We start from the raw sequence: 11,742 nt of genomic DNA on the forward strand, positions 1-11,742 counted from the left end.
TTACCGGAAACCGCAACCCGCCGGTTCCCCCGAACGGATGCAACGGGCGTGCAACGTGGCCTGGCCTAGCGTGAGACCCACATCACGCAACGGAGCGGGAGGCGGGACACATGGCGGAGTACGCGGCACCTGGTCAGCCGGGCAGTGTCGTGTCGTACCTCGGCAGGTACGACCACTTCATCGGCGGCGAGTACGTGGCCCCGGCCAAGGGCAACTACTTCGAGAACCCCTCGCCTGTCACCGGGCAGGCGTTCACCGAGATCGCCAGGGGCACCTCCGAGGACGTCGAACGCGCGCTGGACGCCGCCCACGGCGCCGCGCGGGCCTGGGGCCGGACGTCGCCGACCGAGCGCGCGAACGTCCTGAACAAGATCGCCGACCGGATCGAGCAGAACCTCGAGGCCATCGCGGTCGCCGAGTGCTGGGAGAACGGCAAGGCCGTCCGCGAGACGCTCAACGCCGACATCCCGCTGGCGATCGACCACTTCCGCTACTTCGCGGGCGTGATCCGGGCCCAGGAGGGTTCGATCTCGCAGATCGACCAGGACCTGGTGGCCTACCACTTCCAGGAGCCGCTGGGCGTCGTCGGCCAGATCATCCCGTGGAACTTCCCGATCCTGATGGCCACGTGGAAGCTCGCGCCCGCGCTGGCGGCGGGCAACTGCGTCGTGCTCAAGCCCGCCGAGCAGACGCCCGCGTCGATCCACGTGCTGCTGAGCTTCATCGCCGACCTGCTGCCGCCGGGCGTCCTCAACATCGTCAACGGCTTCGGCGTCGAGGCGGGCAAGCCGCTCGCGTCGAGCAGCCGCATCGCGAAGATCGCGTTCACCGGCGAGACCACCACCGGTCGGCTGATCATGCAGTACGCCAGCGAGAACATCATCCCGGTGACGCTGGAGCTGGGCGGCAAGAGCCCGAACATCTTCTTCGAGGACGTCGCCTCCACGCGGGACGCGTTCTACGACAAGGCCCTCGAGGGCTTCACGATGTTCGCGCTCAACCAGGGCGAGGTCTGCACGTGCCCGTCGCGGGCGCTGATCCAGAGCTCCATCTACGACGGGTTCCTGTCCGACGCCGCCGAGCGCACGAAGGCGATCAAGCAGGGCAACCCGCTGGACACCGACACGATGATCGGCGCGCAGGCCAGCAACGACCAGCTGGAGAAGATCCTGTCGTACATCGACATCGGCAAGCAGGAGGGCGCGAAGGTCCTCACCGGCGGCGAGCGCGCCGACCTCGGCGGCGACCTGTCGGGCGGCTACTACGTCCAGCCGACGATCTTCGAGGGCGACAACAAGATGCGGATCTTCCAGGAGGAGATCTTCGGCCCGGTCGTGTCGGTCTGCCGGTTCGACGACTACGACGACGCCGTGAAGACGGCCAACGACACGCTGTACGGCCTGGGAGCGGGCGTCTGGTCCCGCGACGGCGCGACGGCCTACCGCGCGGGCCGCGACATCCAGGCGGGCCGGGTGTGGGTGAACAACTACCACGCCTACCCGGCGCACGCGGCGTTCGGCGGCTACAAGGACTCCGGCATCGGCCGCGAGAACCACAAGATGATGCTGGACCACTACCAGCAGACGAAGAACCTCCTCGTCAGCTACTCGCAGAACGCGCAGGGCTTCTTCTGATGGACCGGGTCGCGCTCACCCCGGAGGCGGCGGACCTGGTCCGCCGCCTCCGGGCGGACCACGGGCCGCTGATGTTCCACCAGTCCGGCGGCTGCTGCGACGGCAGCGCCCCGATGTGCTACCCGGCGGGGGAGTTCCGCACCGGCGGGTCGGACGTCCACCTCGGCGACCTCGTGGTGGACGACGAGGCCGTGCCGGTGTGGATGTCCGGCAAGCAGTTCGAGTACTGGCGGCACACCCACCTGACGATCGACGTCGTGCCGGGCCGCGGCGGCGGGTTCTCCCTCGAAGCACCGCTCGGGGTGCGCTTCCTGATCCGGTCGCGCCTGCTCACCGACGAGGAGTCGTTGGCGCTCAACAGCTAGACGGCACAACGGGCCGCGAGGGGACAACCCTCGCGGCCCGTTGCCATGCCCTACTTCACCCAGTTCACCTGGGTCGATGGGTAGAACTTGACGCCACCAGCCTTCCAACGCGGGGCCTGGTAGGCCAAGCGCTTCGAGAAGTCGTCCCAGTTGTGGGTCGACTGCGGCGACCAGCCCAGCTCGGCGATCGCGGGCAGGCGCGGAAAGGCCATCTGCTCGAGGTCGGAGGAGTCGGCCAGGGTCTCCGTCCACAGTGGAGCCTCGACGCCGCGGATCGCGGACTCCGGCACGTCCTTCAGGTACGCGCCGGGGTTCCAGTCGTAGGCGTCCTTCACCTCGATCAGGGCGGCCCAGTCCTGGCCAAGCGGGAAGTTCTCGTCGTACTTCATGTCCAGGTAGGCCTTGACGGCGGGCGACATCAGGATCTTGTTGCCCCGTGCCGCCGCCGCGGCGACGTCGGCGTCCACGGTCTCGGTGCCCCAGAACTGCGGCACGGCGGAGGTGGCCGGGTTCGTCTTCACGAACTCGTGCCAGCCCATCGCGAGCTTGCCGTGCTTCGCCACCAGCGGCAGGACCTTGTCCATGAACGTCTTGAAGTCCGGCTCGGACGTGGAGTGGGCCTCGTCGCCGCCGATGTGCAGGAACGGGCCGGGGGTCAGCGCCGCCAGCTCGCGCAGGACGTCGTCGACGAACTTGTACGTGATGGGCTTGTCGATGCAGAGCGAGCTGAAGCCGACCTCGGTGCCGTCGTAGAGCGGCGGCGCGACGCCGTCGCAGTTCAGCTCGGGGTAGGAGGCGAGCGCGGCGTTGGTGTGACCCGGCATGTCGATCTCCGGGATGATCGTGATGCCGCGCGACCCGGCGTACTTCACCAGGCCCTTGTACTGCTCCTGCGTGTAGTAGAGCGCGCCCTCGCCGGGGCCGATCTCGACGCTGCCGCCGTAGGTCGCGAGCCGGGGCCAGCTCTTGATCTCGATGCGCCAGCCCTGGTCGTCCGCGAGGTGCAGGTGCAGGTAGTTGACCTTGTACGCGGCGATCTGGTCGATGTACCGCTTGACCTCGTCGACGCTGAAGAAGTGCCGCGCCACGTCGAGCATCGCGCCGCGGTGGCCGAAGCGCGGGTAGTCGAGGACGCTGCCGCCGGGCACGGTCCACGGCCCGGACTGGCGGGTCTTCGCCTCGATCTTCGCGGGCAGCAGTTGCCGCAGCGTCTGCACGCCCGCGAACAGGCCCGCCGCCGCCCGTGCGCGGATCACCACGCCCCACGGCGTCACGTCGAGCTGGTAGCCCTCCTGGCCGACCTTGGGGTCGGCGCCCACGAGCAGCAGCGTCACCCCTCTGGGGGTCACGCCGGAGGACACCGGCAGCCGGTAGCCGGTGGCGGGCCGCAGCAGTTCGGCCGCGTACTCGCCGACCTTGCGCGCGTCCGCCGAGCCGGGCTGGGTCTGGATCCGCGCGCCCGCGGTCAACGAGTAGGTCACGCCCGGTCGGGGCGTGACCTTGACCGGCGCGGGAACGATGTGGCGCAACGATGTCTCCGGGGTCGCCTGCGCTGGGCTCGCCGCGCCCACCGCGACCGCCGAGGTCGCCGCGAGCAGCAGCGCCAGCGCGGCGCCGTGCAACCGCCGTGTGCTTGTCCCGATCCCCACGAAACTCCTCCTGGGCAGGCTGGAACCAACCGAGCGGCAGCGGCTGATTTCACCGTTACAGCCCGCCCAGGAGCTGTCAAGGTCCAGACCAATCAGGACAGCTTCGGCTTGGCGACCTTGCGCCAGACGGCCGGGAACTCCGCCTCGATCCGCGCGGCGACACCGCTCTCCAGCCCGTGCAGCAGCCCGTAGGTGAACCCGTTCTCGCCGTCGAGGTGCGCCTGGACGCCCAGTTCCCGCAGCGCGGGCCGGGCCACCACGCTGTCCTGGTGCTCGCCCAGCAGCGTCTGCACGCCCTTGATCGTCTTCCGGTACGCCTTGGCGTGCTTGCCGAACACCGGCACGGCCGCCTCGGTCGTGTACCGCAAGCGCTTGGCTGCCTTGCGCGACTCGTGCAGCGCCACGTCCCGGTCGACGCCCGGCCGGGTGCGCGGCACCTCCTCGGCGTGCCCCGCCAGCCTGCGGTAGGCCTTGTCCACCAGCTTCGGCACGACCTTCTCCGCCCGCTCGCCCGCGAGGTCGGTCAACGGCGGATCGGCCAGCAGCGCGTCCACCGCGTCCAGCAGCGCGAAGTAGCGGGCGCCGTTCAGCGTCGCCGCGCCGTTCTTCTGCGCCGCCGTCTCCAACGGGGCGAAGTGCCTGGTCAGCCGAGCGGGGACGGGGCCGAGCACCAGGTCCGGGTCCAGGTCGGCGACCGCCGTGGCGAAGCGGTCGCGCAGCACCTCCAGGTCGCGCGACTCGCCGAGCACCCCGGCCAGCCACTTCAGCTCGTTCGTCAGCTCACGGGTCTGCTCGCGGTCGACGACCTTGCCGTAGGCCTGCAGCGCGCTGCGCAGCCGTCGGGTCGACACCCGCATCTGGTGCACGGCGTCGTCGGCCTCGCGGCGCACGGCCGGGTCGTAGTGCTTGAGGGCCTTCGCGTGCTCGTGCAGGTACGCCAGCACCACGTCGCCCGCCGTCGCCTTGCGGCCGGTGCGCGGCCCCTTCGGGGCGGGTTCCAGCCGGTCGGACAGCAGCCGGGTCAGCTTCGCCGACGACGTGGACCGCCGGATGCCCGCGTCGGCCAGCCTCCGCTCCACCGTGTCCAGCAGCGCGAGGTCGCCGCGCTCGCCCAGTTCGACCTCGATCTCGCGCCACGAGTCCGCCGTCGAGTCGTCGTCCACGACCTGCGCCGACACCAGGTCCTCGACCACCTCGACCAGCAGGCCGCCCCGGTCGTCGACGAGCTGCCACCGCTCGCGGGTCGTGCTGATCCGCGCGACCGGTTCCAACGCCTTGCCGCGGGCGTGCGCCTGGACCAGGTTCGCCAGTTCCTTCGGCGGCTTCTTCGCCCGTCCGAGGGGGACCCGGACCTCCTCGCGGGTGTCCACGCCGACCGGCAGCTTCAGGTGCCAGCCCGCGTCGTCACCACCCGTCCGCCGCCTCAGCGTCACGTTCGCGCGAGCGAGCCGGAGGTCGGCCGTGTCGTAGTAGACGGCCTCCAGTTCGATCCGCTCCGGCCCGGCCTCCGCGGCCACGCCGGGGAACCCGTCGAGCGGGGGCAGGTCGCCGCCGGACGGCGCCTCGTACTTGCGTTCGGTCTCCTGCACTGAGGTCGGCATCTTCTAGACATACACCGTTCCCTGTCCGTTTAGCCGTGTTCGCCACGCTGGTCACTTTCCGTGTGCGGCCGTTGACCTGGCCGGGGGTAGTCGTGGGCCCGTCCGGCTGGTTTTCCCGATCACGGTCTTGGCAGGAGACCCACGTGCGGTTGGCTGGACGTGTGGCACCCACGGAGAAGGAGCGGCTCGACGTAGTCGAGCCCGCGATCGCCGACCTCAAGACCGTCACCGAGGTGCTGACCGCCGAACTGGGCAGGGTCAGCGCCCGGCTGCTGGTGCTCGAACGCCGGATGTCCGGCGCGGGCTCCGGCCCCGACGAGGACCTCGACGCCGTCGACGACGAGATCGCGGACGTCGTGGAGGCGCTGCGCAAGGCGTGGGACGCCGAGCAGGAGGTGCTGGCCGACTCGGTGCGGGTGCGGGTCCGCCAGGAGGTCGCCGAGTTCGAGGAGCTGAAGGCCCGGCGCGAGGCGGGCCGCCGCAGGCTGGAGTCCGGCCGCAAGGCCAAGTTCGAGCGCGACAACATCACCCACGAGATCCACCAGCTGGACTGGCACATCGGCGCGCGGCAGAGCAACGCGCAGGAGTCCTCCGACCGGTTGGCGGCCGACGAGCGCGCGACCCAGGAGGCGTGGCGGTTGGAGGCCATCGTCGCCGGGGAGAAGGCGCGCGAGGAGATCTGGGCCGCCGCGCGGGCCAGGATCGACCGGGCGCTGGCCGCGGACCTGCGGCTGCCGGTGTGGTTCCGGATCGGCCTCGGCGAGATCGTCTGCCCCGACCCGGCGCCGTGGCTGCTGGCCGCCACCGGCCTGGTCGCGTACCGCTTGGAGTACGGCGTGACGGACGTGGTGCGCCCGCTCGGCCCGATCCCGTCGGCGTCCTCCGGCTCGGCCGCGTGGGTGCGCCGGACGGAGATCTACGGCGACCTCGTCGAGCAGATGAAGGGCCTGCGCCCGTAGCGTTGGCCCCATGGAAGACCCGTTGTCGGACGTGTTCGCCTCGCTCAACGTGCGGACCGGTTCGCTCTCCGGGCTGGCCGCGAGCGGGTCGTGGCGGTTCGGCTTCCCCGTCCACGAGCACATCAAGATCGCCGTCGTGCTGACCGGCCGGTGCTGGCTGGCCGCGGACGGCGGCGACCCGGTGGAGCTGCGGGCGGGCGACTGCTACCTGCTCGCCGCGCGGGACACGTTCGAGCTCGCGAGCGACCTCGCCGCCCCGCTCACCGACGGCGTGGCCGTGTACCGGGCGGCGCCCGCGCGGATCGTGCGCGTGGGCGCGGCCGACGAACTCCTCCTGCTCGGCAGCAGCGTCGACCTCCTGGACTCCACGGTCGCGCTCCTGCTCGCGGGCCTGCCGCCGGTCTCGGTCATCCGGGCGGGCACCCCGCAGGCGCTCGCCATCGCGCCCCTGATGCGGCTGCTCCTGGACGAGGTCGACGACACCCGCCTCGGTACGTCGGCGATGTCCGAGCGGCTGACCGGGATCCTGTTCATCCAGGCCATGCGGGCGCTCGTGGAGGAACCGGTCCGGCTGCGGGGCTGGCTGGGAGCGCTCGGCGACCGGCACGTCGGCCGCGCGCTGCTCGCCCTGCACCAGCGGCCCGGCGACCCGTGGACCGTGGCGAAGCTCGGTGCCGAGGTCGGGATGTCCCGCGCGGGGTTCGCCGCCCGGTTCAAGGACCTGGTCGGCCTGCCGCCGCTGGACTACCTCCAGCGCTGGCGGATCCACGCCGCGGGCCGGGTGCTGCGGACGAGCGACCGGACCGTGGCCTCGGTCGCCGCCGAGTTCGGCTACGCCTCGGAGAGCTCGTTCGCCACCGCGTTCAAGCGCGTCACGGGCGTGCCGCCCGCCCGGTACCGCGACGACCGCTTCGCCACGTTCGAGGGCCCGGTCGTGTGGCCGGACGTGCAGTTCCGGGTCGGGACGACCGCGCAAGTTCCGTAGACGCCGCGGCATGGTCCGCGCGCCCGCCGGTTCGTAGCGTCGGTGGCGGCGGTGCGAACGGCGCACCCGGCGGAAGGCGGACCATGCAGTACGCGCGACTGGGCACCACGGGGATCTTCGTCTCGCGGATCGCCCTGGGGGCCATGACGTTCGGCGGGCGGGGCGCGCCGCCGTGGAGCACCATCGGCGGCCTGGACGACAAGGCCGCCGACGCGCTCGTCGGGATGGCGCTCGACAGCGGGGTGAACCTGGTCGACACCGCCGACGTCTACGCGACGGGCGAGAGCGAGGAGATCGTCGGCCGGGCGCTCGGCTCCCGCCGCCGGGACGTCGTGCTGGCGACGAAGCTGTTCGCCCGCATGGGCTCCGGGCCCAACGACGTCGGCCTCTCCCGGCTGTGGGTCGCGAAGGCGCTGGAGGACAGCCTCCGCAGGCTGGACACCGACCACGTCGACCTCTACCAGATCCACAGCTTCGACCCGGTCACGCCGGTGGAGGAGACCCTCGGCGCGCTCGACGACGCCGTCCGGCAGGGCAAGGTCCGCTACATCGGCGCGTCGAACCTGGCGGCGTGGCAGATGATGAAGTACCTGGGCGCCTCGGACCTGCGCGGCCTGAGCCGGTTCGCCTCCCAGCAGGTGTACTACTCGCTGGCGGGCCGCGAGGTCGAGCGCGAGATCCTGCCGATGGCCGTGGACCAGGGCCTCGGCACGCTGGTGTGGAGCCCGCTCGCCGGAGGTTTCCTGTCGGGCAAGATCGGCCGCGACGGCGCCACCGACGAGACCGCGCGCCGCGCCCGGTTCGGCTATCCGCCCGTCGACCTCGACCGCGGCCACGACATCGTGGACGCGCTGCGGGTCGTGGCCGAGCGGCACGGCGTCGGCGTGCCGCGCGTGGCGCTCGCGTGGGTGCTGGCGCGGCCGGGCGTGACCAGCGTGATCGTCGGCGCCAAGCGGCCGGAGCAGCTCGTCGAGAACCTCGCGGCCGTCGACCTGGTGCTGACCGGGCAGGACCTGGAGGAGTTGGACACCGTCAGCGCCAACCCGGTCCCGTACCCCGACTGGGGCCAGGGCTCGCCGGGGGACCGGCTGCCCCAGGCCGGGTGATCAGGGCGCGCAGGAGGTGAGCATCGACGCCAGCGCGTCGTGCTCGGGCTGGTCGATCGTCAGCTTGTAGGTCGACTTCACCGAGATCCAGTCCTTGGCGTACTTGCACCAGTAGGTCTGGGCCGGGGGCTTCCACTTGGCCGGGTCCTGGTCGCCCTTGGACCGGTTCGTCTTGGCCGACGCGGCGATCAGCTGCACGCCGCCCAGGTCGTTGGCGAACTTCTTCCGGTCCTCGTCGGTCCACGCCGCCGCCCCGGAACGCCACGCCTCCGCGAGCGGCACCGTGTGGTCGATGTCCATGTCGGCCGCGTTGGTGATGGTCTGCCCCTCGTACGGGCTGACCCACGTGCCCTCGACGGCCTTGCAGTCCTTGTCGGCCTTCACGTTCGTGCCCTGCTTCTGGAGCACGATCTCGCGGGTGTCGCAGGAGTTGCCCTGGCTCGCCCAGTGCGGGAACCGGTCGCGGCTGTACCCGGCCATCTTGCCCTCGGGCGCGATCACGAGCCCGGCCAGCTGGGCGGTCGAGTCACCGGCCGACGGCGGGGGCCCCGCCGACGGTGGCGTGGCGGTGGGCGAATCGTTGTTCGCCCTGTCCAGGTACCACGCCAGGGCCGCCAGGACGATCACGATGACCAGGCTCGTCAACGCCGTGGCCTGCTTGCGGTCCATGCGCTCGGCTCTCCCGTCCTCGGTGATCGACGGACCTATGATCAGCGATCACCGAGGACGGGCGGCGGGCAGGTCCCGTTAGGGCGTGCTGGTGAGGTATCCGCCCATGGTCGTGAAGTACTGCTCGGCGCCCAGTTCGACGCCGTCCTCGGTCCGCACGCGCTTCACGAGCAGCCCGTGGTTGCGCCCGCGCCGGGCGTCGGCGCCCGCCACGACGGCCACGCCGTCACCCTCGCGGTAGAAGATCCGGCCGGGCGTCCCGCCGTACTTGGCGGCCGACACCTCGGCCTCGACGATCTCCAGCCGCTTGCCCTTGTGGAACGCGTACGCGCTCGGGTACGGGGAGCACTGCGCCCGCACGAGCCGGTCCAGCTCCTCGGCCGACCAGGTCCAGTCGATCCGCAGGTCGGTGTCCGCGCGCTTGTGGAAGAAGCTGGCCTTGCTCCGGTCCTGCTTCACGAAGTCGGTCCGCCCGGACGCGATCTCCGCGAGCCCGTCGACCGTGATCGGCCCGAACAGCTCCACCGTCTTGTGGAACAGGTCCGCCGTCGTGTCGCGCGGCCCGACCGGCACCGACCGCTGGAGGACGATGTCGCCCGCGTCCAGCGTGTCGTCCATCATGTGCGCCGTGACGCCGACCTCCTTCTCGTCGTTGATCAGCGCCCAGATCAACGGCGAGAACCCGGCGTAGGCGGGCAGCAGCGAGTCGTGCACGTTCAGCGTCCCGTGCCTCGGCAGGGAGAAGACGTGCGGCGGGATCCACGTGCGCCAGTTGGTCGCCACGATGACGTCCGGCTCCAGCTCCTTGAGGCGCGTGAGCAGCTCCTCGTCGTCCGGCTTGTTCCGGATGAGCGTCTCGACGCCGTGCTCCGCCGCGAGGTCCGCGACCGAGTCGCTCCAGATCTGCTCGTACGGGTGCTCGCTCTTGGGGTGGGTGACCACCAGGACGACGTCGTGCTCGGAATCCAGCAGCGCCCGCAGGGTCCGGTGCCCCCAGGTTTGGTAGCCGAACATGACAACCCGCATGGCCATCCCTTCCTCGTCCAAATCAAGTCAGCCTAACCTAAGTAACGTGAGGCTAACCGAACTGGACAGGCGTGGGTAACCTGCCACTTTGTGATCCTCGATATGAAGCTGGTGCGCGGCCGACTCGTCACGATGGACCCCACCAGGCCCGAAGCGACCAGCGTCGGGGTCTGGCGCGGCCGGATCGTCGGCTTCGACGAGGAGATCGCCGACCTCGACGCCGAGCGGGTGGTCGACCTCGACGGCGCGGTCGTGCTGCCGGGCTTCGTCGACGCCCACGTCCACCTCGCCTGGGCGGGCCGGGCGAGCGTCACCGCGGACATCTCCGCGTGCCGCAGCGTCGCCGCGATCATCGCCCAGCTGAGGGAGATCGAGCCCGCGGGCGGGTGGCTGGAGGTCGCGGGCTACGACCATCGCGCGCTGGACCGGCCGCTGACCGCGCGCGACTTGGACGCCGTCGCGCAGGACCGCCGGGTGTACGTGCAGGACCTGTCCGGCCACGCGTGCGTGGTGAACACCTTCGTGCTCAAGGAACTTCCGCCGTCGGCGCTGGCACCCGGCACTCCGGGCGTCGAGTTCGACCGCGACGGGAACCCCACCGGCGGGCTCGCGGAGGGCGCGCAGACGGCCGTCCGGCGGCTGCGGCTGCCGTACTCGGTCGACGAGATCGCGGACCACGTCGCCCTCGGGGCCCGGCAGTGCCTGGCGCAGGGCGTGACCACGGCGTCCGAGGCGGGGGTCGCGGGCGGGATCGTCGGCAGCAGCCCGCTGGAGGTCGCGGCCTACCAGCGGGACCGGCTGCCGCTGCGGGTGCAGCTGATGGTGTCCGCCGACGTGCTGCACACCGTGGCCGCGCACCGGGACGACCGGGTCACCCGCGCCATCGACCTGGGGCTGCGGACCGGGTTCGGCGGCGACCGGCTGTCCATCGGGGCGCTCAAGGTGTTCACCGACGGCGGGATGATGGCCAGGACGGCGGCGTTGACCGAGCCGTACGAGGGGACCAACAACAGCGGTCACCTCCAGGACGACCCGGAGTACATGACCGCCGCGATCCTGGACGGGCACGCGGCGGGGTGGCAGCTGGCCGTGCACGCCATCGGCGACCGGGCGCTGGACTTCACGCTGGACACGCTGGAGGAGGCGCACCGGCGGTTCCCGCGGCACGTGCGGCACCGGATCGAGCACTGCGGCATGACCCGGCCGGAGCAGCTGAAGCGGATCGCCGACCTGGACGCGATCCCGGTGATCCAGCCTGCGTTCCTCTACGACAACGGCGACGACTACAGCACGATCATGGGGGCGCGCAGGTCCGCGTGGATGTACCGGGGGAAGGCGTTCCTGGACCACGGGATCACCATCGCGGGCAGCTCGGACCGGCCCGTGTCGGACGGCGCCCCGCTGAAGGCGATCCAGTTCATGGTCGACCGGACGTCCAAGGGCGGCAACAGGATCGGGCCGGACGAGGCCATCACGGTCGACCAGGCCCTCACGGCCTACACCAGGGGCGCGGCCGCCGCCTGCCGCCGCGAGGACGACCTGGGCACCCTCTCGGTGGGCAAGCTCGCCGACTTCGCGGTGCTGGGCGACGACCCGCGCACCCACGACGTGGCGAAGATCAGCCGCATCCCGGTGGTCGCCACCTTCGTGGGCGGCGAGGCCGTGCACGACCCCTCGGGACTCGGCGCGTGACGGGTGGCGGGGGGCGGGGTGCCCGTTGCGGACCCGGCCACCCCCGCCGGGGGCGG

At 71.4% G+C, this 11,742-nt stretch carries 10 protein-coding genes; 6 read left to right on the top strand and 4 right to left on the bottom strand.

Annotated elements, in window-relative coordinates:
• Positions 1–110: 110 nt before the first annotated feature.
• Positions 111–1,634 carry an aldehyde dehydrogenase gene (gene adh / locus ACFWW9_RS26240; protein ID WP_390383256.1) on the top strand — a complete coding sequence of 508 codons (1,524 nt, stop codon included), beginning with the start codon at positions 111–113 and terminating at the stop codon, positions 1,632–1,634.
• Positions 1,634–1,999, top strand: a complete 366-nt coding sequence (locus ACFWW9_RS26245) for a DUF779 domain-containing protein (protein ID WP_390383259.1) — start codon at positions 1,634–1,636, stop codon at positions 1,997–1,999. Before adh ends, ACFWW9_RS26245 begins: the two co-directional genes overlap by 1 nt.
• Positions 2,000–2,049: 50 nt before the next feature.
• Here the strand turns inward: ACFWW9_RS26245 and ACFWW9_RS26250 are convergent, their stop codons facing one another.
• Both ACFWW9_RS26250 and ACFWW9_RS26255 read right to left on the bottom strand, forming a co-directional pair.
• Positions 2,050–3,648, bottom strand: coding sequence for a beta-N-acetylhexosaminidase (locus tag ACFWW9_RS26250; RefSeq protein WP_390383262.1), 1,599 nt, complete (start codon positions 3,646–3,648; stop codon positions 2,050–2,052).
• A gap of 92 nt (positions 3,649–3,740) precedes the next feature.
• Complete coding sequence (locus ACFWW9_RS26255) at positions 3,741–5,249, bottom strand: CHAD domain-containing protein (protein ID WP_390383265.1); 1,509 nt, start codon at positions 5,247–5,249, stop codon at positions 3,741–3,743.
• Between the two features lie 161 nt (positions 5,250–5,410).
• Here ACFWW9_RS26255 and ACFWW9_RS26260 point away from each other — a divergent pair, with 161 nt between their 5' ends.
• The 3 genes from ACFWW9_RS26260 to ACFWW9_RS26270 all read left to right on the top strand — a co-directional run bounded on the left by ACFWW9_RS26260 (position 5,411) and on the right by ACFWW9_RS26270 (position 8,299).
• The gene (locus ACFWW9_RS26260) at positions 5,411–6,208 is read left to right on the top strand and encodes a hypothetical protein (protein ID WP_390383268.1); all 798 of its coding nucleotides are present in this window, start codon (positions 5,411–5,413) and stop codon (positions 6,206–6,208) included.
• A 10-nt stretch (positions 6,209–6,218) separates the two neighbouring features.
• Complete coding sequence (locus ACFWW9_RS26265) at positions 6,219–7,193, top strand: AraC family transcriptional regulator (RefSeq protein ID WP_390383271.1); 975 nt, start codon at positions 6,219–6,221, stop codon at positions 7,191–7,193.
• Between the two features lie 83 nt (positions 7,194–7,276).
• Positions 7,277–8,299 (top strand): aldo/keto reductase, encoded by a 1,023-nt coding sequence (locus ACFWW9_RS26270; RefSeq protein WP_390383275.1) that lies wholly within the window; start codon positions 7,277–7,279, stop codon positions 8,297–8,299.
• On the opposite strand, the gene ACFWW9_RS26275 is transcribed toward ACFWW9_RS26270, so the two are convergent.
• Positions 8,300–8,968 carry an HNH endonuclease family protein gene (locus ACFWW9_RS26275; protein ID WP_390383277.1) on the bottom strand — a complete coding sequence of 223 codons (669 nt, stop codon included), beginning with the start codon at positions 8,966–8,968 and terminating at the stop codon, positions 8,300–8,302. It lies immediately after the preceding gene.
• A gap of 78 nt (positions 8,969–9,046) precedes the next feature.
• On the bottom strand, positions 9,047–9,994 hold the full coding sequence (locus tag ACFWW9_RS26280; RefSeq protein ID WP_390383286.1) for a methionyl-tRNA formyltransferase: 948 nt from the start codon (positions 9,992–9,994) through the stop codon (positions 9,047–9,049).
• Between the two features lie 90 nt (positions 9,995–10,084).
• Here ACFWW9_RS26280 and ACFWW9_RS26285 point away from each other — a divergent pair, with 90 nt between their 5' ends.
• On the top strand, positions 10,085–11,686 hold the full coding sequence (locus ACFWW9_RS26285) for an amidohydrolase (protein ID WP_390383280.1): 1,602 nt from the start codon (positions 10,085–10,087) through the stop codon (positions 11,684–11,686).
• Positions 11,687–11,742 lie beyond the last annotated feature (56 nt).

This window comes from Umezawaea sp. NPDC059074, from assembly GCF_042738955.1.
Taxonomy (GTDB): Bacteria; Actinomycetota; Actinomycetes; order Mycobacteriales; family Pseudonocardiaceae; genus Umezawaea.